The 24,002-nt window shown below is 53.0% G+C and carries 19 protein-coding genes; 15 read left to right on the top strand and 4 right to left on the bottom strand.

The window, feature by feature from the left end; genetic code table 11:
• The first annotated feature begins 7 nt into the window (after positions 1–7).
• The 4 genes from BLX24_RS06025 (at position 8) to BLX24_RS06010 (ending at position 3,149) form a co-directional block, all read left to right on the top strand.
• Positions 8–1,177, top strand: coding sequence for an efflux RND transporter periplasmic adaptor subunit (locus BLX24_RS06025; protein WP_071502171.1), 1,170 nt, complete (start codon positions 8–10; stop codon positions 1,175–1,177).
• Positions 1,178–1,306: 129 nt separating this feature from the next.
• Entirely contained in the window at positions 1,307–2,200 is an 894-nt protein-coding gene (locus BLX24_RS06020; RefSeq protein ID WP_071502337.1) for a cation diffusion facilitator family transporter, read from the top strand.
• Positions 2,201–2,327: 127 nt separating this feature from the next.
• On the top strand, positions 2,328–2,543 hold the full coding sequence (locus BLX24_RS06015) for a hypothetical protein (protein WP_071502170.1): 216 nt from the start codon (positions 2,328–2,330) through the stop codon (positions 2,541–2,543).
• A gap of 135 nt (positions 2,544–2,678) precedes the next feature.
• Positions 2,679–3,149: a hypothetical protein gene (locus tag BLX24_RS06010; RefSeq protein WP_071502169.1), complete on the top strand. Its 471-nt coding sequence runs from the start codon at positions 2,679–2,681 to the stop codon at positions 3,147–3,149.
• Positions 3,150–3,166: 17 nt separating this feature from the next.
• Here BLX24_RS06010 and BLX24_RS06005 read toward each other — a convergent pair whose 3' ends face one another.
• The 3 genes from BLX24_RS06005 to BLX24_RS05995 form a co-directional block, all read right to left on the bottom strand.
• Entirely contained in the window at positions 3,167–3,391 is a 225-nt protein-coding gene (locus tag BLX24_RS06005) for a ferredoxin (protein ID WP_071502168.1), read from the bottom strand.
• 5 nt (positions 3,392–3,396) lie between these two features.
• A complete protein-coding gene (locus BLX24_RS06000) occupies positions 3,397–4,632 on the bottom strand; it encodes a peptidase U32 family protein (protein ID WP_071502167.1) in 1,236 nt (411 codons plus the stop codon).
• Positions 4,633–4,807: 175 nt separating this feature from the next.
• Entirely contained in the window at positions 4,808–5,092 is a 285-nt protein-coding gene (locus tag BLX24_RS05995; protein ID WP_071502166.1) for a hypothetical protein, read from the bottom strand.
• A 136-nt stretch (positions 5,093–5,228) separates the two neighbouring features.
• Here BLX24_RS05995 and BLX24_RS05990 point away from each other — a divergent pair, with 136 nt between their 5' ends.
• The 6 genes from BLX24_RS05990 (at position 5,229) to BLX24_RS05965 (ending at position 12,461) form a co-directional block, all read left to right on the top strand.
• Positions 5,229–6,464, top strand: a complete 1,236-nt coding sequence (locus BLX24_RS05990; protein WP_083421822.1) for a sensor histidine kinase — start codon at positions 5,229–5,231, stop codon at positions 6,462–6,464.
• A 6-nt stretch (positions 6,465–6,470) separates the two neighbouring features.
• Positions 6,471–7,166: a response regulator transcription factor gene (locus tag BLX24_RS05985; RefSeq protein WP_071502164.1), complete on the top strand. Its 696-nt coding sequence runs from the start codon at positions 6,471–6,473 to the stop codon at positions 7,164–7,166.
• A gap of 144 nt (positions 7,167–7,310) precedes the next feature.
• Positions 7,311–8,261, top strand: coding sequence for an RraA family protein (locus tag BLX24_RS05980; protein ID WP_071502163.1), 951 nt, complete (start codon positions 7,311–7,313; stop codon positions 8,259–8,261).
• Between the two features lie 30 nt (positions 8,262–8,291).
• Positions 8,292–9,572: a mandelate racemase/muconate lactonizing enzyme family protein gene (locus BLX24_RS05975; protein WP_071502162.1), complete on the top strand. Its 1,281-nt coding sequence runs from the start codon at positions 8,292–8,294 to the stop codon at positions 9,570–9,572.
• A 54-nt stretch (positions 9,573–9,626) separates the two neighbouring features.
• Entirely contained in the window at positions 9,627–9,932 is a 306-nt protein-coding gene (locus BLX24_RS05970) for a DUF3784 domain-containing protein (protein ID WP_071502161.1), read from the top strand.
• Between the two features lie 558 nt (positions 9,933–10,490).
• On the top strand, positions 10,491–12,461 hold the full coding sequence (locus BLX24_RS05965) for an SGNH/GDSL hydrolase family protein (protein ID WP_071502160.1): 1,971 nt from the start codon (positions 10,491–10,493) through the stop codon (positions 12,459–12,461).
• A gap of 38 nt (positions 12,462–12,499) precedes the next feature.
• Here BLX24_RS05965 and BLX24_RS05960 read toward each other — a convergent pair whose 3' ends face one another.
• Positions 12,500–13,600, bottom strand: coding sequence for an AI-2E family transporter (locus BLX24_RS05960; RefSeq protein ID WP_071502159.1), 1,101 nt, complete (start codon positions 13,598–13,600; stop codon positions 12,500–12,502).
• Positions 13,601–13,833: 233 nt separating this feature from the next.
• On the opposite strand from BLX24_RS05960, the gene BLX24_RS05955 reads away from it, so the two are divergent.
• From BLX24_RS05955 to BLX24_RS05935, 5 genes are all read left to right on the top strand, one after another.
• Positions 13,834–15,447, top strand: a complete 1,614-nt coding sequence (locus tag BLX24_RS05955; protein ID WP_083421821.1) for a S8 family peptidase — start codon at positions 13,834–13,836, stop codon at positions 15,445–15,447.
• 416 nt (positions 15,448–15,863) lie between these two features.
• Entirely contained in the window at positions 15,864–18,890 is a 3,027-nt protein-coding gene (locus BLX24_RS05950) for a SusC/RagA family TonB-linked outer membrane protein (RefSeq protein ID WP_071502158.1), read from the top strand.
• A gap of 23 nt (positions 18,891–18,913) precedes the next feature.
• Entirely contained in the window at positions 18,914–20,293 is a 1,380-nt protein-coding gene (locus tag BLX24_RS05945) for a RagB/SusD family nutrient uptake outer membrane protein (RefSeq protein WP_071502157.1), read from the top strand.
• A gap of 30 nt (positions 20,294–20,323) precedes the next feature.
• Positions 20,324–21,967 (top strand): alpha/beta hydrolase-fold protein, encoded by a 1,644-nt coding sequence (locus BLX24_RS05940; protein ID WP_083421819.1) that lies wholly within the window; start codon positions 20,324–20,326, stop codon positions 21,965–21,967.
• 13 nt (positions 21,968–21,980) lie between these two features.
• On the top strand, positions 21,981–23,906 hold the full coding sequence (locus BLX24_RS05935; protein ID WP_071502155.1) for a CocE/NonD family hydrolase: 1,926 nt from the start codon (positions 21,981–21,983) through the stop codon (positions 23,904–23,906).
• Positions 23,907–24,002 lie beyond the last annotated feature (96 nt).

The raw sequence follows: 24,002 nt of genomic DNA, 5'->3' as shown, positions 1-24,002 counted from the left end.
TTATCTCATGCAATTAACAAGACCAATCCCGTTCTTATGGGCCATAGTCCTCACCGGCCTTTTTGCTGCCTGTTCGTCCCGCGAGCAAGCCCCCGGCCAGGCCACACCTGAAACAACCCCGGAATCACTAAAGCAGACGGTCCGGATTTCGGACGAGCAGTTTCAGCAAACCGGTATTGTGCTGGGCCACCCCGACACCCTGATGATGGGCCGAACCATTCAGGCAACGGGTAAGCTCGAAGCCCCGCCCGAACACTGGGCCACGGTCAGTGCTCCGATGGGTGGGTTTGTACGGGCAACCCGCCTGCTGGAAGGCGACCGGGTGCGTAAAGGCCAGGTCCTTGCCGTCCTTGAACACCCCGATTACATCAAACTCCAGCAGGAATACCTGCAGGCCCAGGCACGGCTGCATTTTGTGGGACAAGAGCTTGACCGCCAGACCGAACTGAATCGCGAGCAGGTAGGTGCCCGCCGGAATCTGGAACAGTCGACAGCCGATGTACAGACCACAAAGGCCTTGCTGGCCTCGCTTGAAGCACAACTGGAACAGTTGCACATCTCGCTGCCCGAACTGCACAGAGGACATATCCAGCGGACGATACCGCTGCCGGCCCCCATCGGCGGTTACGTAGATAAAGTCAACCTTAAGATCGGGCAGTTTGTTAACAGTACAGACGTGCTGGTTGAGATCGTAAACAAAGAACACCTGCACCTCGAATTACAGGTGTTTGAACAGGATGTGCCCCAAGTTCGGGAAGGACAAACGGTCCGGTTCATGATTCCTCAGCAACAAACCGGCGAACTGACGGCACGCGTTTACCGGGTCGGACAAACGTTTGATTTGCAGACCAAAACCGTAACCGTCCATGCGAATCTGGTCAATGCGGACATGCGCAGGCTGTTTCCGGGTTCCTACATCCGGGCAACGATTCTGACCGATCAACGGCGGGTTTTGGCCTTACCCGACGATGCAGTTGTTCAGGAAAGTAATGGTGCGTATGTTTATGTGGAAGAGCCGGGTAAAGGGGGCCGCCGGTTCCGGCTGGTCGCCATTAAAACCGGTATCCGCGAAAACGGCCGGATTGAAGTGATCCTGCCGGCATCCTTCCCGGCGTCAGCCCGTATTGTCCGGTCCGGAGCCTATTTTTTAAGTGCCGAACGGGCCAAAGAAGCCTGAAAATAAATGAAAAATGCTTAATGAAAAATGAATAATGTAATGTGCAGCCGTGGTATGACCGGCATTATTCATTGTTCATTATTCATTAAGCATTTCACATTACCCATTGTTCATTATACATTAGATAAAATGAATCCAGCAGATTTTCCGACAGAGCCGCACCGGGCTAAGAAAGGAGAACAATCAACGATTACGGGCATGGTTGTTAACGTCGGGTTAATGATTATCAAGGGATTGGCCGGTTGGCTAGGCAACTCCTATGCCCTCATTGCCGATGCCTTAGAATCGGCGACCGACCTTGTTACGTCGTTTTTTGTGTGGCTGGGCCTGCGGACAGCTGCCCAGAAGCCAGACGATAACCACCCTTACGGTCACGGCAAAGCCGAACCTCTGGCAGCGCTCCTCGTCGCCATTGCGCTCTGGGGGGCCGCTGCTCTGATTGCCCTGCAAAGTATCGACAACATCCGGACGCCCCACGAGCTACCGGCCCCGTTTACGCTGGCTGTTCTGGCCGGTGTCGTCATCATCAAAGAGGTTTTATTCCGCAAGGTTACGAAGGTCGGCGAGGAGGTTGAGAGCAACGCCGTAAAAGCCGATGCGTGGCACCATCGCTCAGACGCCATCACCTCGCTGACAGCGTTTATCGGTATTTCCATTGCCCTTCTTGGCGGCCCCGGTTACGAAAGTGCCGACGACTGGGCAGCCTTGGTTGCCTCGGGGATCATTGTCTTCAACGCCTACCTTATTTTCCGGCCGGCATTCGGCGAAATCATGGACGAAGCGCCTCCCGGCGACTGGAAACGGGAAATTGAGCAGATTGCCCGCGCGGTACCGGGGGTGCTGGGGACCGAGAAATGTTTTGTCCGGAAAATGGGCTTTGAGTTTTTCGTTGACCTGCACGTCGAAGTCTCCGGCGAGCTGACCGTCCGCGAAGGCCACGATATTGCGCATGCCGTTAAAGCGGCCATTCAACGCGAAAAACCGTACGTGTACGACGTACTGGTGCATATCGAACCCGCCTGACAGACCAGAATCAGCTACAACGATCCGGCTTTTATTCGCTCATTGTTAACGTTGTAGCTGATTTTAGTGTTAATTTGTTTATGAACACGGCAGACCATGTGTGTTCAGCCCATAAACTACTGTTTAGATGAACCGGACACTCATTACCCGAAGTAAACGTATGCATGAAGCGCAACTGATCATTTTACGTCTTTTTGAACGCGACATGACTGCCGTAGAACTGGCACAACTCAAAGACACGCTCTCTGGTATGCTTCAACAACATCCGGAATCAACCCTCGGACCCGTCATTCACCCGAAAAGTACCCTTCAGGAAGTAGCCAATTTTGGTCATGGTTTATAATATTCAGGTAACGCTGTTGTTAAACCAATGGATAGAAAAAAATACATAGACTATAAATTATCATATAATAAAACTATAATTACATTCGGTACTATCTAAAATAACTACCTAAAAAACAAATAGTTACCGTATACCATGTACTATAGAAATAAACAACTAAAAAGCCTGAAAACCGCCGCATTGGTAACTTTATTGGGGGCAACTTTATCATCCTGCTCATTATCACTGCCCTCCTTCAGACGAAACAATCAGGCAACGGAAGTATCGATTAATAATGCGGTATCGCAGGTCGAGCCGTTAAAAAGAAGCGAATACGAAACACTTAAAACCACGAAAGGTCATGCCAGCAGCTCAACCTTTTACATTCTGTTTTTCCCGATCGGGCGTCATAAAACCAATGCCGAATTATACGACAATGCGTATTACGAAGCGGTTGAAAACGTCGGAAACGCAGATGGTCTACTCTTTCCTCGCCAAAGACACCGTAAATTGTTTATTCCTTTGCTAATCGTGAACTACTCACGGCGGGATTTATCCGTTACCGGACTTGCGATCAAAATTAAGTCTCAGGACCGCAACGCAGGAGCTCAGAAAATCGGCGAATAACTGCGCGCAACTTTGTGTCAGACATATACCTGGATAATGTTCACCGGGCAGGCTTCGGCCGCCCGGACATTATCATCGTACTCGTCGAACAGGATATCGACCTGGTAGATTCCTTTCTTTTCCTTTGCCCCCAATAGCACACTTTTGCCGTCTTTTTTCGACATGCGCCACCGGTCATAAGCGATCTCAACGCAGGCATTGCAGCCAATGCAGTTTTTCCGGAGGTGAACAATTTTAGGCATATCCGCTAGGCATCCACCACTTTATACAGTTTGTCGGAAGGCCGGATTTTGCCCGTTACCGGCATTGAAATTGTCGTTCCCTTTGCGGCTTTGTCGACGTTTTCGCCCGTGGCTACGCGGATTTCTTCCGCCGTCAGCTCCATGTAGCCGGTTGTCGGGCCGGTCACGATCAGTTGATCGCCCTGGCTGATGTCATTGGCTTCGAGCAGAAACTCGCCGACCCCGATTTTCTCAAAGTACTTCACGCCCTTGCCGATGTAAATTTTGCGTTTGGTCGCTACCGAACCGTGTACGTTGCTCCACTCGCCCATTTTGCGGCCCAGGTAATAGCCGTCCCAGAACCCGCGGTTATAGACTGTTTGTAACTGCTCTTTCCAGTCAGCAATTTTATCGGCAGTATAGGTCCCGGCCTGAATGGCATCGACGGCTTCGCGGTAGCATTTGGTGGTAGTATAGACATAGTCCGCCGCCCGGCCGCGTCCTTCAAGCTTGAGCACCCGTACACCGGCTTCCAGAATCTTATCCAGAAAATCAATCGTACACAGGTCCTGAGCCGACATAATGTACTCGTTATCAATCGCCAGCTGGTAGCCTTCTTCCTTATCCGTGACGATATATTCGCGGCGGCAGTTCTGGATGCACGCGCCACGGTTGGCCGACGCATTGTGTGAATGCAGGCTCAGGTAACACTTACCCGACACCGCCATACATAGCGCTCCATGGGCAAAGACCTCAATCTGCACCAGATTGCCCGACGGCCCGGAAATGTGCCGACGCTTAATTTCGCGCGTAATCAGGCCAATCTGCTGCAAGGTCAACTCGCGGGAGGTGACAATTACATCGGCATAGTCGGCAAAAAATTCGACGGTTTCGATGTTTGTTACGTTCGACTGCGTCGAAATATGAATCTCGACCCCCTTCTTACGGGCATAGTTCATCACGGCCAGGTCAGAGGCAATGATGGCTGAAATGCCACTTTCCTTCGCCTGATCCACAATCCGGCGCATGAGCGAAATGTCGTGGTCGTAGATAATGGTATTGAGGGTAATGTAGCTTTTCGCGTTGTACTCCTTACACAAGGCAGCAATGGCCGGCAGGTCGTCGGCCGTAAAGTTATTTGTTTGCCGTGCCCGCATGTTGAGTTGTTCAATGCCAAAATAGACTGAGTTTGCCCCGGCCTGTAAACCGGCCCGCATCGCTTCCCACGATCCGGCCGGTGCCATTACTTCGATACTATCCATCGCAACAAAAGAAGATTTACGCACCAAACAGCTTCCGTGCGCCAATACAGCGCAAAATTAAACAATTTGTGGCGGAGATGCTGCCTGCCGGGGCACTGATACTGATCAGTTCAGAAAACACGGACGGGCGCAGCCAACCCACGTTGACTGTGCCCGTTTATCGTCGGCAAGGGCCTTATTTGGCAGCGAGTGCCACCAATGTGCCTGGTTTAACGACCGCCTTTTTTGTAGCGGCTTTGGTCATGGCCTTGTCAGTCTGCTTTGTGCAGCAGGCGCCTGCGCTCTTTTGTGAGACGGCGGTCACTTTGGCCGCACCCTCACAGGCTTTGGCTTCGGCACATTGGGTTTTGCAGCAACCTGAACCTGACTTGCATTTGTCTTTCGGACAATCAGGCGTTTGCGCGAACAGAGGAGCGGCCAGGCCGGCCAGCAGAAACAGGGAAAGAGCTGTTTTTTTCATTTTGTTTACGAGTTTAGTGGCATTGGTAAAACCACGTTACAAAGGTCGTGCCTAAGCTGTCATGACCCTGTTATCAACTTGTTACCGACTTGTTAATCTCACGGTCGGCCGCCCCTTTTTCCGTTATCTTTAGGGTATGAAAGTCATGAACCGGGAAATACCGCCTGTGCTTATTGCGTCGGTGATTGCCGTGATGGCACTGGTGATCTCCCAGCTGATCTGGATGCGCCACTCCCAACAGTTATCGGATCAGTTGTTCAGTCAACGTGTCAGCATGGCCCTGTGCTCGGCCGTTGAACGATACGACGACGGGGCCTTGTGCCGGAACGGTTGTCTGGCCACCCAACAGGGCACGATCACGATCCGGCACATTTCGGGGCAAATTCCGACGACGCTCACCAGCAGTCCGAAGTTCCGGGAAGAACTCGATAAATCGCTCCGGTTTCACGGCATTGATGCCGTTTATGAACTGGCCGTCTACCCGTCCCGCCGCCAGGGTCCGGCAGTTTGTCAGTCGCCCGTTACCTTGCCGGATGCTCAAGGCCAGGCGGCCTTTCTGACCCTTACCTTTCCGGATAAAGATGCCTTTATTCTGAATGGCATGAGCTTCATGCTGGTCACTACCCTGCTGATTCTGGCCTTCATTACCACAGTGTTATTGCTGGTCAACTGGTCGTTAATCCGGCAAAAGCGGCTGTTGCAGACCAACATTGACTTTTTCAACAACATGGCACATGAATTCCGGACGCCGCTCAGCAGCATTGGCCTGGCGGCCAGCATGCTCGGCAAACGCCATCCCGAACTCAGGGATAATCAGCTGGTAGCCGTGATCCGGCGGGAAAATACCCACCTGCTGACCGAAGTCGAACGGGTGCTCCATCTGGCAAGTATCGAAAACGGCGATTATGTACTACAGAAAGAATCCGTACCGGTAAAACAACTGATTCAGACGGCGATCAGCAGCCTGTCGATGGCTATTGCCGAACAGCAGGCCACTGTTTGTACCGATCAACTGACCGACCTCCACATTACGGGCGACCGGCAGCATCTGGTCAGCGTTTTCCGGAATATTCTGGATAATGCCCTCAAATACACTACGGGGCAGCCGCAGATTTCAATCGCCGCCCGACCGCATGAACAGGGCGTACTGATTTCGTTTCAGGATAACGGCATCGGCATTCCGAAAGAGCAAAGAGAGCTTATTTTTGAAAAATTTCAGCGGGCTCATACCGGCGATCAGCAACCCCGCAAAGGTTTCGGGCTGGGGCTGGCGTATGTCAAACGCATGGTTGAACTCCATAAAGGCCATATATGCGTGAGCAGCGAGCTGAACAAAGGCAGCCGTTTTGATATTATTCTCCCCGCCGTTTAACCACTTATGACAACAAAAAGTAAAATTCTGCTGGTCGAAGATGATTTGAGCATGGGCTTCCTGCTCAGTGAGTACCTCGAAGAAAACGGTTTCGACGTGAAGCTTTGCCGCGACGGTGAAAGCGGGCTGTCGACTTTCCGCCGGGGCCATTTCGACCTCTGTATTCTCGACGTGATGATGCCGCGCATGGACGGCTTTATGCTGGCGCAGGCGCTTCGCAGCGAGTGTGCATCCATCCCGTTTCTGTTTCTGACAGCCCGCTCCCTGAAAGACGATAAGCTCAAAGGGTTTTCCCTTGGCGCTGACGATTACATTACCAAACCGTTCGACGAAGACGAACTACTGTGCCGCATCAACGTACTGCTCCGGCGGCAAATACCCGTGGCAATACCAGCATCCCCGCAGCGATTTACCATCGGCAGCTATGCCTTTGACTATTCGCGGCAGGAACTGAGTTGGCAGCACGAAACGTGGCGGCTGACCGAAACCGAAGCCGAAGTACTTCGCCTGCTGTGTCTGAACCAGAATCAGATTCTCCGGCGCGAAGATGCTGTTGAAGCCATTTACGGCAAAAAGGACTATTTTCTCGGCCGTAGCTTCGACGTTTTTATCTCCAAACTCCGCAAGTTGCTCCAGCATGACCCGACAATCAGCATCGACAACGTATTCCGGGTCGGCTTTATCCTGAATGTTTCTGATTAATAGCCGTTGTCAGACGATTTCAGGCTATAGCAAGGCAGTAGAAACAATCAGACGCCTCCTTTTGCAATCGGTTGCATTTATTACTTTCCAACGAAATAATTGCATCCGGATAATTCCCTTTTCCTAAACCTAGCGCCTTATTTTATGAAACCTGTCTTGCTGACGGCGGTTATGCTCTGCCTGGTCGGGTGGCTGTTACCGGCCTGTGCCCAGCAAATTTCCAAAGAGGAATTAATTTTCCTGACGCCCGAATGGAAGGGCGAACGCTATCCCGACGGCCGGCCTAAAGTGCCCGATGCCATCCTGAAACGCATGAAACTGGTAACGCACGAAGAAGCCTGGGCAGTTCTGAAGGGCGAAAACTTCAAGTATCAGTTTGCCGGTGGCTGGCAGCAGATCAACCCCGACAGTGTTCTGGTCGGGCGGGCCGTAACGGCTACCTTCATGCCTGGCCGGCCGGATGTTCACCGTGTACTCGACAAAAAGGGCCATGAGAAAGACGGGCGCGTCAAGTCACAGAATTCGTGGCCGATTGACATGCTCACCAAAGGCGACGTGTATGTAGTGGATCAGTTCGGCATGCACGAAGACGGCCCCACCATCGGCGACAACCTCGGCAACTCCATTTATGCCAAAACCGGCAACGGGATTGTTTACGAAGGTGCCGTCCGCGACATTGCCGGCCTGAAAGAAATCGGTGGTTTTACGTCGTACTTCCGCAGTTATCACCCATCGCACCACCTCAACAATCCGGATGGCGAACTCAACACTACCCTGGTGGGCATTAACCACCCGACCCGTATTGGTAAGGTCATGGTGATGCCCGGTGATGTGGTCCTGGGCCGCGATGGCGGTGTTATTTTCATCCCCCCTCACCTGGCCGAAAAGGTGGTAAAAACGTCTGAAATTGTCCGGCTGCGCGACATGTTCGGCCATCAGCGGCTGCGGGAGCAGAAATATACGCCGGGGCAGATCGACAGCCGCTGGTCCGACGAAATTGAGCGCGACTTTTCGAAATGGCTCAATACCTACATCGACCGGCTGCCGGTCCCGAAAGAACAAATTCAGGATTATCTCAAAAACCGGACCTGGTAATTTCCCGCTTATCCTTAACCTCCTGCATACATGACAACGACTTCACGGCGGTCTTTTCTGACCAAAACAGCACTGGCGGGTGCCATGACTACCACCGCACTAACCGGGTTCGGCGAGGGCCTCGAAAAGGCCATCGACCGGACACCGATGTCGTCGGCCCCTTCGGATCTGAAAATTACCGATATCAAATGCGGCTACATCCGCAACGGCCATAGCCTGTTTGTAAAAGTCCATACGAACCAGGGCATCTGGGGATGCGGCGAGGCTGTCGATGCCACGCCCGGCACCTACCATCTGGTGAAGCTGATGGCCCAGCGGATTAAAAACAAAAGCCCGCTGAACGTGAACCGGTTATTCGAAGACATTCGTAAAGCCGGCTTTTTTGAAGGCGCGCAATCGGGCATGTACATCGGCGTACTGTCGGCCATCGAAACCGCCCTGTGGGATCTGGTCGGCAAGGCGCTCGGACTGCCGGTCTATCAGCTGCTGGGCGGTAAATACCGCGATAAACTCCGTGTGTACTGCGATACCGGTGCTTACCGCGAAACCAACCCAACCGCCGACTCCTTCGGCCGCAGTGCCAAACGGGCGGTTGATATGGGTTTTACGGCGGTAAAGTTCGACATCGACGAACGCAACGACCCGAACAAATACGATGCCTACAACTGGACAGCCAGCCCCGGCGAGCTGGAGCGGATGTTCAACCAGATTGACAGTGTGCGCAAGGCCGTCGGCCCGAAAATCGACATTTGCGTGGATATGCACGGACGCTATGATGTAACGACCGGCCGGCGTGTGGCGAAGATGATGGAGCCGCTGAACCTGATGTTTCTGGAAGAACCTATCCCGGCCGAAAATCCGGACGCCTACCGCCAGATCCGCGAATCGACCAACACCCCGATCTGTGCGGGCGAAAACCATTACCTGGCCCACGGTTTCCGGCGGCTGCTCGAAATCGGCGCAGTCGATATCATCATGCCGGATCTGCAGAAGGCCGGGGGGCTGGGCGAAGGGCAGCGGATTGCCAACCTGTCGAACCTCTACTACGTACCGTTTGCGCCACACATGGTCGCCTCCTATCTGGGCGCCATGGCATCCTGCCACGTGTGTGCGTCGGTGCCGAACTTCCTGATTCTGGAGTGGCAGATCTATTTCCACGAAGAACCGATGTTTAAGGAAATCGTCACCTTCGACGGCCCGATGGTGAAAGACGGTTTTATTCCGCTGTCGGAAAAGCCGGGCATCGGCGTCGAAATCAACGAAGAAGGCATGAAGAAGTATGCCACGAAAGATATGCCTTTTTTTGAGTAGGTTTACGACTATCAGCCGACGGAGAGCCTACATCCCTCTCCGTCGGCCCCACGAATGGCCGCGCTGATTCTGTCCGTTGTCGGTATCTTCTTTACGCTGTCGGGGGCTCTTGTCTGGTACACCAAATGGCCCAACCTGATCGCAGGCTACGACAAAAACGCGTTTACTAACCCCAAAGCTGCCGCCGTCTGGACCGGCAAATGCCTTACCGTCACCGGCCTTCTGGCTTTATGTCTGGCGGGGGGCGGGCTCTGTTTTTCCGGTAAACAAACGGATCTTTATCTCTTTATTGCCTTTATGTTGGGATCAATGCTGACCGGTGTTGTCATGCTGGCCGGTATTCAGCGGTATGTGAAGTGAGGGAGGTATGTGAAACATACATGTGGTTTCATCCGGCCGGCTCCGTAAGAGCCAGACAGCGCAGCGTCGGTAGAAATCAGCGGCCACATTTTCATTCCGCCCTGTAGGGGCGGTACATACAATCGAATGTGTCGTACCTACGGCACGAAAATGCAACACCACTACCATTTATCTACCGACATCTACCGACGCTGCGCTGTTATGTCCCTGACGGGACGATACGGGCCCAATATATTACTACCACAATTTGCTACCGACGCTCCGCTGTTGTGTCCCTGACGGGACGATACGGGCCCAATATATTACTACCACAATTTGCTACCGACGCTACGCTGTTATGTCCCTGACGGGACTGTGCGGACCAAATGTATTACCACAAAATTCTTCTACCGACGATGCGCTGTTATGTCCCTGACGGGACAACGTTGATCGCACAACACAGGTAATCTCCCCTATCAATAAGCCTGCTTACTATCGGGAATAACAGCCATCATTCTGTTCCAGACAGGTAGGCCACCATGAGCGGCTGCTTTTACAACTGACCTTGTTACTGACGCTATGAAAAAAAAGCTGACTTCCCATTCCATACGCCTGATTCTTCCTTTAGTTTTCCTGTGCCTGTGGTTGCCACCAACCGCACACGCCCAAACCATTACGCCGGGCAAAACCGAACAGTGGCACGATTTTGAGAAGGTACACTTCACCTTCGACGGGCTGCCGGCCTGGTATGTGAAACCACCGAAACCGCTGCCCGGTAACCCGTGGGTCTGGCGCGCCCACTTCCCCGACTGGCATACAACAATGGATAGCCTGCTGCTGCAACGCGGTTTCCACATTGCCTATGTCAACACCAACGACCGCTATGGTGCTCCCGTTGCCATGATGGTCTGGGACCGCTTCTATCAGTACCTGACCGACAAGCTTGGCTTTGCCCCCAAAGTAGCCCTCGAAGGGGTTAGCCGTGGGGGGCTATACGTTTACGGATGGGCGAAACGCAATCCGGAAAAAGTCAGCTGCATTTATGCCGAAGCCCCCGTCTGCGACATTAAAAGCTGGCCGGGCGGCAAGGGCAAAAGCAAAGGCGACGAAAAATCGTGGAAGCAGCTGCTCGGTGTATATGGCTTTACGGAAGAACAGGCCCTGGCCTACGCCGACAATCCGATCGACCATCTGGAAGGGCTGGCGGCCTACAAAGTGCCGGTGCTGCACGTAATCGGGCCGAAAGATGCACTGGTTCCGAATAACGAAAACACCTTTATCCTGATTGACCGCTACCTGAAACTCGGCGGTCCGGCCACGGTCTATTCCATGACGCGCGGACCACAGCAGCTGGAGGGCCACCACTTCCCGATTGAACACCCCGACTGGTGGGCCAACTTTATCGAACAGGCCTCGGTGCCGGTTGTAAAGCCATTGCCAAAAACAACCTATTTTCAGGTTCGGGGTGGCTTGCCGCATATCGCGCAGGCCATCCGGCAGCAGAAAAAGGCAACCGTCGCCTTTCTGGGTGGTTCCATCACGCATAACCCCGGCTGGCGGGATAAGGTCAGCCAGTTTTTGCAGGAGCGTTTTCCCGACACGCAGTTTACGTTTATCAAGGCCGGCATTCCGTCGCTGGGCAGTTTGCCGCATGCTTTCCGGTTTCAGCAGGACGTACTGGATAAAGGTACGCCCGACCTGTTGTTTCTGGAAGCAGCCGTCAATGACCGGGGCAACGGTACCGACAGCCTCACCCAGATCCGGGCGATGGAAGGCATCATCCGCCACGCCCGGAAAGCCAATCCGGCGGTCGATGTGGTGCTGATGTCGTTTGCGGAACCCCACAAAACCCGCGACTACCTGGCCGGTAAGGTTCCGCTCGAAGTGGCCAATCACGAACGGGTAGCGACCTGGTATAAACTGCCGTCGGTCAATCTGGCGCAGGAAATTCACGACCGTATCAAGGCCGGTGAAATGTCCTGGGAATTCGATTTCAAGGACCTGCATCCTTCCCCGTTCGGGCAGGAAATTTACTACCAGACCATCAAGGCGCTCCTGAACAGCTATTTTGACGGGACAACCACCGCTACGGCACCAATGGCCCCGATCCGGCCCATGAACGCCCGCAGTTTTGAGCGCGGCCATTACCTGCCCATCCAGAAAGCAACGCTCAGCAACGGCTGGACGCTGGTCGAAAACTGGCGCCCCGACGACAAAATACCTACCCGCGAGGGCTTCGTAAACCGGCCGATGCTGGTTGCTACCCAACCTGGTGCCACGCTGACCTTGTCCTTCACCGGCACCGCCATCGGGATGGGGTTAATTTCGGGGCCCGACGCGGGTATGGTCGAATACCGTATCGACAAAGGACCTTACCAGACAATGGATCTGTCTACCCCCTGGAGCAAGCAACTGCACCTGCCCTGGTATAAGCTCTTCGCCGGCGACCTACCGGACAAAAAGCATACGCTGGAACTTCGTCTCAGCGCTGTCAAACCGGAAGCCAGTACGGGCACTGCCTGCCGCATTGTGTACTTTCTCGAAAATTAAACCAGCAACATCCAGTATCCCGAAACCAGCATCCGGCATCACCCCTCCTGCTTTTTCCTCGCCAGTTTCAGAATCTTTTTATGGGACTGTTCGGGCGTTTCGTCACCCAGCAGAATACCCCATGGCTTCAGCGAATCGACGCGGTCGAAAATGACTTTCAGCATGGCAATGGCCGGAATCGACAAAAACATACCCGAAACACCGGCCAGCGCCCCGCCAATCAGTACTCCGACAATGGAAACAAGCGCGTTGATCCGCACTTTAGAACCGACAATCAAGGGGACTAATACGTTGTTATCAATAAACTGCACAATCAGAAATACCACCACCACACCGCCCAGAATTTCCAGATCAGGTGTGTTGATAAAGGCCACCATAACGGTCAGCACAGTAGCAACCAGACCGCCGATATACGGTACAAGGTTCAGAATGGCAGCCATAACCCCCAGCAACACGGCATACTGCACTCCCAACAAGAGCAGGCCAACCGAGTTCATGACAGCCACGCAGGCCGTTTCGAGGACCAGCCCGACCATGTAGCTCTGGATAACCGATTTGATTTCCTTCATCACCTCATGCACTTTGGCCGTGTGCTGTTCGGCAAAGAGCGCGACCAGAAAATGCATCAGCATCGTCCGGTAATACAAGAGCAGAAACACGTAAATCGGAATCAGCACAAGTGTCCCCAGCGGCCCTGTGACCATGCCGAGGGTCTCCGGCCCCTGCAACGTATCGAGCGTCTGGGTCTGGGCCTTTTTGAGGTATTGCTCCTGCTGCCGGTAACTGACCTGATATTCACGCCGGATCCAGCGCCGGACATCGTGGTAAAAGTCGTTGATGTTCCGTTTCAGCTTCGGCAGGTCATCGGCAAAATCGGCCACCTGCATCGACAGCAAAACCGCCAGCCCTGCCAGCACAACAAACGCCAGCGTCACCGTCAGACTAATGGCAAGTACTTTGGGAATGCCGATCCGCAGAAACATATTTTCGACCGGCCGCAGTAAGACTGCCAGCAAACCTGCCATCGCCAGCGGCACCAGAATGTCCTGACCAAAATAAATGGCAACCGTAAGCAGTGCCAGCGCCAGCAGCGCGTGTGAAAACTGGTGGTAAAATGCCTGAGGCGTCGATTCGTTCATGATTGTATCCGTAACGATCACCCATGTGGTGACCCGATAATGTATAGTTACGCTGGATGATCGTTAATACGTGGTAAGCCAATAAAGTAATCATCCGCCTATTTATGTCAAATTTCCCTATTAAGTTGGGAAAATCTGAGTTAATTATCACTTAAACAGCCTATCTTACGTAGCAAGTAGAATGATTTATAGCCTATTTGCGTTATAGTGTTTATATAAAAACCGCATATTACATGTTTTTAAACAAGCCAGGGATACGCCTGCTCGGTTGCGTGATTGCTGTGACGTTTTCATCAGTAATCAGTCAGGCGCAAACAAAACAATGGTTCCATCTAGACCCTAAGTCTGACAGCGCCCTGGGGATTAGCACGGAGCGTACCTATAAAGAGCTCCTTAAAAACCGGAAAGCAACCCCCGTTATTGTTGCCGTCATCGACGGGGGCATCGACTCAACCCACGAGGACCTGAAGCGTGTGCTCTGGACGAACCCGAAAGAAATACCCGGCAACGGTATCGACGATGATAAAAACGGCTACGTCGATGACGTACATGGCTGGAACTTCCTGGGTAATAAAGACGGGAAAAACATTGAGTTTGAGACCGCAGAGGTAACCCGCCAGTACATCCGGCTGAAACCCCTGTATGAAGGCAAAAACCGTTCATCGCTGAACCCTGCCCAACAAAAAGAATACGACCAGTATCAGCAATTCAAGAAAGAGGTCGAAAGCAAGCAGGACGAATATAAGCAGCAGTATGAGTCGATCAGCCGCTTCAACGAGCAATACCTGATGCTGACCGAGAGCCTGCTGAAAACACTGGGTGTCAGCAAACTCGATACGGCTACCCTGGCGAATGTAAAATCAGACGACCTCATGGTACGGAAACAGGCCGGACTCCTCTATAAAATGCTGACCGCTCAGGGATATACAGAGGCCGATGACGTCAAGAACGAACTGAAAAGTGCGCTACAGGAGCTGAAAGCCCGGGCCGAATATGCGTACAATCCTACTTACTCGGCCCGCCAGATCATCGGTGACGATCCTGACAACACGAGTGATAAAAATTACGGTAACCCCGATATTACGGGCCCTAACGCACGACATGGCACCCACGTGGCCGGTATCATTGGCGCCGACCGGACCAACAATCTGGGTGTGCTGGGTGTTGCCGATCAGGTAAAAATCATGGCTGTCCGCGCCGTTCCGGATGGCGACGAGCGCGATAAAGATGTTGCCAATGCCATCCGGTATGCGGTCGACAACGGGGCTCAGATCATCAACATGAGTTTCGGAAAGGATTATTCGCCGCAGCGCAAAGCCGTTGACGATGCCATGCGCTATGCGCTTCAGAAAGGTGTGCTGCTGATTCATGCGGCCGGCAACGACAGCAAACTGCTCGACACCACGGCCAGCTATCCGGCAGCCACGTTTATCGATGGCAACGCTATTCCGAACCTGATTACGGTAGGTGCCACAACGCAGCACGGCGATAAAAGCCTGGTGGCTCCGTTTTCGAACTATGGCCAGAAAACGGTTGACGTGTTTGCTCCGGGTATGTCTATTTTCTCTACAACGCCCGGCAGTCACTACGAAAGCCTGAGCGGAACAAGTATGGCAGCCCCGGTTGTCTCAGGCATAGCGGCCGTACTGAAGTCGTACTTCCCGAAACTGACGTATTCCGACATTAAGCGGATTATCGAAAAATCGGCTACGGTAACCAAACTTCAGGTAGTCCGCCCCGAATCGGAAGACATGGTCAACTTTACCGATCTGTCGAAAACCGGCGCGATTGTGAACCTGTATGACGCCGTTAAGATGGCCCAGATGGAAGAATCAGGTGCTAAGTAAGACCAGTCATAATTGTAGCTTAATCCTGTGAGCCTGCACCTGTGTGCAGGCTTTTTTCATGCCTGATTCAAATAAAACGAATACAGGAAAAAACGTAACGATATAAAGTTTTCATTTTTTGTTTATTCCGCGTAATTGTATATTATAAGTAATTTATTTTGAGTTTTGTATAATTAAAAAAATTATATTTCAATTAAAAAGAGTATTACATACATTTACCAGACCTGTCCATCAGGACTTGCCTACGGTACAACAAAACCTTCCATAAGCTTCTTCAGGTAGCGAACGCTACCGGCATTCCTGTCTTTGGGCAGGTCTTCTGATCTTATCGTACATACTATTTCCGCTTTGGGCTCCCTCACCATTGCATGGCCTTGCATTACTGTCTTTTATCTATACTTTATCGCAGTTTCTTTATGAAAAAAGTGTACGTTTTGTGGCTTATCTGCTTATTAATGAGCGGATTCGGGCAAGTTATGGCACAAGACCGGACCATTACCGGTAAAATCACAGCGAAGGCCGACGGAGCCCCGGTGCCGGGCGTCAACATTGTCGCCAAAGGGTCAACTAAGGGAGCGGTTTCAAATGCCGCCGGTGAGTATTCAATCAGTGTACCGGCCACGGCCAAATGGCTGATTTTCTCCTTTATCGGCTACACGATGCAAGAGGTTCCTATTACAAAATCAGACGTGATGAATATCGAAATGGCCGAAGCGGTTCAGAACCTCGACGAGGTTATTGTATCCGGTCTCGCCACGAGCGTGAAGCGGAGCAACGCCGCCAACGCCGTTACGCGGCTGACGGCCGACGAACTGATTGGCAAAACCAAGCCGGTCACCATCGACGGGGCCATGAGCGGGAAAGTCGTCGGAGCCAACATTGTCCAGAACAGCGGCGCACCCGGCGGTGGCATTTCAGTAAAGCTGCGCGGTATTTCATCGATCAACGGAACGTCAGAGCCGTTGTATGTCGTCGACGGGGTATTTGTCAATAACTCGCAGTTTGCGACCGGTGCGGGAGCAGCGGCGTTCAGCGGAGCCGGCTCCAATCAGGATCAGGCCCCGAACCGCCTGACCGACATTAATCCGGCCGATGTTGAATCAATTGAAGTACTGAAAGGCCCGAGCGCGGCGGCCATCTACGGAACACGCGCCAACGCAGGGGTTATTATCATTACGACCAAAAAAGGGAAAGCCGGCAAAACCAAGGTCAGTTTCGGCCAGGATATCGGTTTTTCGTCGGCCATTCGGCTGCTGGGTTCTGAGGGCTGGAGCCTGGATCCGATCGGGCCGCAGGGGCAAAATAAATTTGATTATGTATTCGGCAACGGGAACCCGGGCAGCGGCAGCACAACGGAAATCGAACTCTGGAAAAAAGCCACAGCTGAAGGCAAAATCTACGATTATGAAAAATACGTTTACGGCAACACCGGTCATATCAGCAACACCCGCCTCAGTGTTTCGGGAGGTAACGATAAAACTAAATTCTACGTCGCAGCGGGTGTCAACGACGAAACCGGTATCCAGAAACGAACCGGCTATCAGCGGAAATCACTGCGGCTGAGCATCGACCATAAACTGGCGAAATGGATTGACTTTTCTTTCGGGTCAAATTACATGCGGACCGGAGCGCAGCGTAGCTTCAGCGGCAACGACAACCGGGGCGTTTCAGTTGGTTATGTACTGGCCTACATCCCGAATTATGCCCAGCTGTTCCCCGTAAACGGTATCTATCCGGACTCCCGCTATACCGGCGACAACCCGCTGGCGATCGTTGACCGGACCATCAATGACGAACAGACCAATCGGTTTATACAGTCATTTACGGGCAATATTTATTTCCTGCAAAAACCAAACAGCACCCTGAAACTGGCCATTTCGGGCGGGCTTGACTACGTAAACACCGAAGCAAAGGTTTATTTTCCGGAAGATTTACAGTCGCAGCGGACACGGGCCACACCGGGTGCATCCCGCTTCTCTAAATCGCGCAGCTTTAACACGAACCTACAGGCGTTCCTGATTTATAGCTGGAAACTGGCCGGCAAAATCGACATGACCTCGCAGGTAGGTACGGTCCGGCTGACGACCGACAATGATCTGAGCTGGATTCAGGGCGAGGGCATGCTCCCGAAGCAGATTAACCCGAACAACGGTAGTGTACGGTCGTTCAGCGAAGCGTTCCAGCGCTGGCAGGACGTCGGTATGGTGGCCCAGCAGGAAATGAACTACGAAGATAAAGTGATTGGTACGCTGGGTATCCGCTACGACAAATCGAGCCTGAACGGCGACAACACGAAGTGGTACGGATTCCCCCGGGCGTCGCTGGCTGTGAACCTGACCAAATTTGGATTCTGGACCTACGAACCGGTCAGCCAGTTTAAACTGCGGGGTGCGTTTGGCCGCACAGGTGGTGTTCCGGCCTATGGCAACCTCTTTACGTCGATGTCGACCACGATTATCGACGGGCAGCTGGGCGCGGTTTCGCCGGCATCCATCGGCAACCCGACCATCGAACCCGAAACAGCCCAGGAAATTGAGTGGGGCGCCGATTTCGGCTTCCTGAACAACAAAGTAACGCTGGAGGCCACGTACTACGACAAGAAAGTCTTTAACCTGCTGAACCCATATACACTGGCCTCGGGCACAGGCGTGACCCAGTTCAACGCATACCCGGTAGGTGACCTGCAAAACCGTGGTATCGAACTGGCACTGGGTACAACACCGGTTCAGTTATCGAACTTCTCATGGACTACCCAGCTGCAATACTGGTTCAACCGCAGCAAAATTACCCGCCTCGACATTCCGAACACCACCGTAGGCTCAGGGTTCAGCATCTATGGCCGCAACCAGCTCCGGCTGGGCGAGTCGCCGACACGCTGGTTCGGGTCACCAAACGTACTGGATGCGTCGGGAGTAGCCCAGGCAACCCGTTACGAAGATGCCCAGCCAAAGTTTCAGATGTCGTTTTCAAACCAGTTCAAACTCTTCCGGGATTTCGATTTCTCGTTTCTGCTACATACCAGCCAGGGCAACTACAACTCGAACCTGACCATCAAGCAGAAAGATACCGGCGGTACTACCGTTGACTGGAGCAAAGTCGATAACCTGTACGAAAACGTCGGGCTGCCGAATGGCCGTGCACGGCTGCCGACAAACCCGAACGTAACCGCCCGCGAATTTATCCAGAACGCGAGTTATGTACGTCTGCGCGAAGTATCCCTGTACTATACCTTCCCGAAATCGCTGATGACATCGGCCTTCGGTAATGTGGTATCGAATTTGCGTATCGGCACGTCGGCCCAGAACCTGCTGACCTTCACAAAATATCAGGGCTATGACCCCGAAGTGTCAAACTTTGGCAACCAATCAGTAGGGGCCAGCGTCGATAACGCGGCCTTCCCGAACAGCAAACGCATTTTCTTCCACCTGGCGGTTGATTTTTAATCCTTACTCTTTCCGAAGCACTCATGAAATTGTCTATAAAACACTTGTTATTGCTGGCCGGTCTGGCATTTACGGCCCCATCGTGCAGTTTTTTTGAGGTCGAAAACTCGATTGACCCCAACAACCCGGCCATTGAATCGTTCATCACCAATGCGTCACGGATTCAGATCAACCAGCTTGGTATCGGCGTACAGTCGGTGATGCGGAACGGCCTGTCCAACTTCATTCTGGTAACGGGTTCCATCGGCCGTGAGGCCTATAACCTCGCCTCTACCGAACTGACCTGGACCACCGAACTGCTGGGCTCGACCAACGGTGGATTCAGCGCCACTACCCTCTTTAACGGCTACTATGCCGATTATGCCCAGACCCGCCGCCGGGCCGACATTTTCAGAATATCGGCCGAAAATGCAGCTCCCGGTGCCCTGACCGAGGCCGAAAAGCAGGGCATCCGCGGTTATACAGCAACGGTGAAGGCCTACGTCATGCTGAATATGCTGAACATGCAGTACAAAAACGGAATCCGCATCAAATTCAGCGACTTATACAGTCCGGGCGATATGCTGAAGCCAGGACCGTTTGTGTCTTACGAAGAAGGACTTGCCGAAATCCGGCGGTTGCTCGACGAAGGCGCCACACAGCTGACGGCCGGTGGATCGGCGTTTGCGTTCACAATGACCAGCGGCTATGCCGGCTTCAATACGCCGGAGACGTTCCGCAAATTTAACCGCGCACTGGCCGCCCGTACGGCCATGTATCAGCAGGACTGGGCAGGCATGATTACCCTGCTGAATGATTCATTCCTGAGCCTGACCGGCGCGCTGACGACCGGCCCTAATTTTACCTATTCAACCACGTCCGGCGATGCGACAAATCCTTTATTTCAGCAGCTGAATACCACGGCCTCCCCGCGGGTTGCGCAGGATCTGTTTATTACGCAGGCCGAAGCCAATGACAGCCGTGTAAAAAAAGTAGTGAAACGAACCTCGTCAAGGGCCCTGAGTGGTATTATCGGCAACTACGATGTGTATCTTTATACGACCAGTACCGCTCCGATCTCCATTATCCGGAACGAAGAACTGGTCCTGATGTATGCCGAAGCCATGATTCAGACCGGTAAACTGGCTGATGCCGTATCAGCCCTGAACCGTATCCGTACGTCTGCCGGTTTGCCAACGCTGGAAACGGCCAAACCCGCTATTATCAACAGCAAGGACGGGCTTATCGACGAACTGCTGACGCAGCGCCGGTACTCGCTCTATACCGAAGGCCACCGATGGTTCGATATGCGCCGGTATGGTCGTCTGGCCCAGCTACCGAATGACCAGCCCAACCACAAGGTGTATGACCAGCTGATCCGGCCGTTTGCCGAGATACAATGGGACGCCAAAAACCCGCAATAATTCTTTCCTTACCCTTTTCCCCTACTGTATATGCTTATCAATAAATCCCTAATCCGGTGGCTGCTCATGCTCCTGCTGCTTAGTCAGCGGGCATGGGCGCAATCACCGCTCCGGTTCGAAATCAGCTTTCCGGCCTCCGTCTCCGCAACACCCCTGACCGGCCGCATGTTTCTGGTCATTGCGCGGAAAGACAGCCTTGAACCCCGGTTGCAGGTAGGCCGCTACGGCACCCAGTTTTTCGGCGTCGATTTTGAGAAACTGACACCCGGCAAACCGGTTGTCATCGATGGATCAACGCTCGGTTATCCGATCAATGCCCTCGGCGATATTCCGAAGGGCGAGTACTACATTCAGGCCGTCCTGAACAAGTATACGGAGTTTAAGCGCGCCGACGGCCATACGGTCTGGATGCACATGGACCAGTGGGAAGGCCAGGACTGGCGCCGGTCGCCGGGCAATGTCTACAGCGCGGTGCAGAAGGTCAGTATCGATCCGGCCAAAGGTGGAACGGTGCGGTTACAGGTCACCACGGTTATTCCGCCCATTCAAGTGCCGGCCGACACCAAATGGGTGAAACACATCAAAATTCAAAGCCCGAAACTGACGAAATTCTGGGGTCATCCGATCTATATCGGCGCAACGATTCTGCTCCCGAAAGGCTACGAAACCGAGCCAAACCGGTATTATCCGACGGTTTATCAGCAGGGGCATTTTTCAGTGGCCCCGCCGTTCCGTTTTGCCGAGGATCCTAAAAATGAGTTCTATCAGGCCTGGGGCTCCGATACGCTGCCACGCTTTATCGCCATTACGCTGCAACACCCGACGCCTTATTTCGATGATTCGTACGCGGTTAATTCGGCAAACAACGGGCCGTTCGGCGATGCCATTCATGAGGAACTGATTCCTGAAATCGAAAAACAGTTCCGCTGCATCCGCGAAGGCTACGCCCGGGTCCTGACCGGTGGTTCGACGGGGGGCTGGGAGTCGTTTGCGCTACAGGTACTGTATCCGGATTTTTACGGGGGTACGTGGTCGTTCGCGCCCGATCCGCTTGATTTCCGCAACGTGGAAGGGATTAATATTTACGCCGACAAAAACGCATTTTACAAAGAGCACGAATGGTACCGCGTACCGACGCCGAACACCCGCATTCCGCCCACGGGCGAAGTCCGGCTGACCTCGCAGCAACGCAATACCATGGAACTGGTTAACGGTACCAAAGGACGTTCGGGCGGGCAGCTCGACATCTGGAGTTCGGTATTCGGGCCCGTGGGATCAGACGGCTATTTCAAACCGCTGTTCGATAAGAAAACCGGCGTGATGGATCCGTCAGTGGCGCAGTACTGGAAAGAGCATTTCGACATGCGCTATTACCTCGAAAAAAACTGGGCAACCGTCGGGCCGAAGCTGGTTGGAAAATTAAACGTAATTTGCGGCCGGATGGATGACTTCTACCTCAATGTGGGCGTATATCACATGGAAGACTTTCTGACCAAAACCAAAAATCCGGCATTTGAGGGCTCATTTACCTACGGCGAACGCGGCGGTCATAGCTGGCGGCCGTACTCAAATGCGTATTTGTTAAAACTTATGGATGCACACATCAAGGCCCGGGCCACCAAAGGTGCATCAGCTCCGGCCAAAGCCACGTCGGGTAAAGCAGGAGACAAATAAATTAACCGTTTACATGAATTTCATCAGCACAAAACGTACTCTCCGGAAAGCGCTTTCCGGACTTGTGCCGGGGCTGCTACTGGCGGTGGCCGGTAGCCCTGTTATCGCCCAGCAGCGGCCAGGGTCTCTGGTCAACAAGGAAGACTCTGTGTACATCCGGCAGCACTATACCAAAATCGAACGGATGGTGCCTATGCGCGACGGCGTGAAGCTGTTTACGTCGATCTACCTGCCGAAAGACAGTACGAAGACCTATCCGATCATGTTTGACCGGACGCCATACAGCGTGGCTCCGTACGGGGCAGATGCCTATAAAACCTCGCTGGGGCCGTCGATGCTGTTTGCCAGAGACGGATACATTTTTGTGTATCAGGATGTTCGCGGCCGGTACATGTCCGAAGGCACCTTTGTCGGCGTGCGACCGCATAACCCGAACAAGCAAAAACCAGCCGACATCGACGAAAGCTCGGATACCTACGATAGTATTGAGTGGCTGCTTAAAAACATCCGGAATAACAATGGTAAAGTAGGTACATGGGGGATTTCGGCCCCGGGTTTCTACACAACCATGACGGCTATTGACGCCCACCCTGCCCTGAAAATCGCCTCGCCGCAAGCCCCCGTTACCGACTGGTTTATGGGCGACGACCGGCACCACAACGGCGCGTTTTTTCTGATGGGCACGTTTGCCTTTCTGTCGTCGTATGGTCAGCCGCGTCCGGAGCCGACGCCTAAGGGTGCCCCCGGCTTCTCGGCTTATATCACGCCTGACTCCTACAAATTTTACATGGACCTCGGGCCAATTAAAAACGCCAATGAGAAGTACTTCAAAGGGCAGAATAGTATCTGGAACGAGATGATGAACCACGAAACGTACGATGCGTTCTGGCAGGCCCGTACCCCGGTCCCGCACCTGAAAAACATCAAACCGGCGATGCTGACGGTGGGTGGGTGGTTTGATCAGGAAGACCTCTACGGCCCGCTGAAAACCTATGCCGGTGTAGAACGCAACAACCCTGCCTCGCCGAATCTGCTGGTAATGGGGCCCTGGATTCACGGCGGTTGGGCACGCTCGACCGGCGAATCGCTCGGGAACATCAAATTCGGGGATAAGACCAGTCAGTTTTATCGTGAAAACATCGAGTTCCCGCTGTTTAATCACTACCTGAAAGGTACGCCGGATCCGAAACTTCCGAAAGCGTATATTTTTGAAACCGGCTCTAACCAGTGGAAAAAATATGACCAGTGGCCGCCGAAAAATACGGAAGAAAAAAGCCTGTATCTCCACCCGAACGGCAAGCTGTCGTTTACGCCGCCGGCGGGTAACAGTACGCCTGACGAGTACATCAGCGACCCGAAAAAGCCGGTACCGTTTACCAACGAAATCCGGATTATCCGGGGCAGCGACTTTATGTACGAAGACCAGCGGTTTGCGGCTGTCCGGCCCGACGTACTGGTTTATGAGTCGGATGTGCTGGACGAAGACGTGACGATTTCCGGCAATGTTATGGCCGATCTGTTTGTTTCCACAACGGGTACCGATGCCGATTTTGTGGTCAAGCTGATCGACGTTTATCCGGATAATGCACCCAACGACAGTCCGGTTCCAACCACCAAAATGGGCGGTTTTCAGTTGCTTATCCGGGGTGAGGTCATGCGGGCTAAATTCCGGAAAAGTTTTTCAAAACCTGAGCCAATGGTTCCGAATAAGGTGACAGAAGTGAAGTTTGACATGCAGGATGCAGCGCATACGTTCAAAAAAGGGCACAGAATTATGGTGCAGGTACAAAGTTCCTGGTTCCCGCTGGTGGATCGTAATCCGCAAAAATTCGTTAACATTTATCAGGCTACAGAAGCTGATTTCCAGAAGGCTACCCATAAAGTATACACCTCGAAACAGCAATCATCCCGCGTAGTTGTACGCATTTTAACAAAATAAAGGCACATTTTTTGCAGCAAAAAGGGCGGGGCTTCTGGCATACCCGCCCTTTTTTTGTTAAGCTAACAGTGACGCATTTGATCATGAATCGTCAAA

It is taken from the genome of Arsenicibacter rosenii, from assembly GCF_001870735.1.
Lineage (GTDB): Bacteria > Bacteroidota > Bacteroidia > Cytophagales > Spirosomataceae > Arsenicibacter > Arsenicibacter rosenii.
This window is presented reverse-complemented; position numbering and strand designations above follow the sequence as displayed.